The sequence below is a fragment of the Pelomonas candidula genome (assembly GCF_043555985.1).
Classification (GTDB): Bacteria; Pseudomonadota; Gammaproteobacteria; order Burkholderiales; family Burkholderiaceae_C; genus Pelomonas; species Pelomonas candidula.
On sequence record NZ_JBIGIC010000074.1, the window covers coordinates 1 to 285 of the forward strand.

Consider the following 285-nt stretch of genomic DNA (forward strand, 5'->3'; position numbering starts at 1 on the left):
TGTCGACCTACCCGCAGCTGGCCGCGCTCAACGTGATGCGGCTGGCCAGCCCCAACTCGGCCATCCTGAGCGCCGTCATCTTCAACGCGTTGATCATTGTCGTGCTGATCCCGCTGGCGCTCAAGGGCGTGCGCTACCGCGCCATCGGCGCCGCCGCGCTGCTGCGCCGCAACCTGCTGGTCTACGGCCTGGGCTGCGTCATCGTGCCCTTCATCGGCATCAAGGCCATCGACCTGATCCTGGTCGCCCTCGGCCTGGCCTGAACTTCTCACTCTCATATCCCAT

The 285-nt window shown here is 65.6% G+C and carries 1 pseudogene; it reads left to right on the forward strand.

Annotated elements, in window-relative coordinates:
- Nucleotides 1–263 (forward strand): annotated as a pseudogene (locus ACG04R_RS28535) (potassium-transporting ATPase subunit B); the annotation flags it as partial.
- Between the last annotated feature and the right edge of the window lie 22 nt (nt 264–285).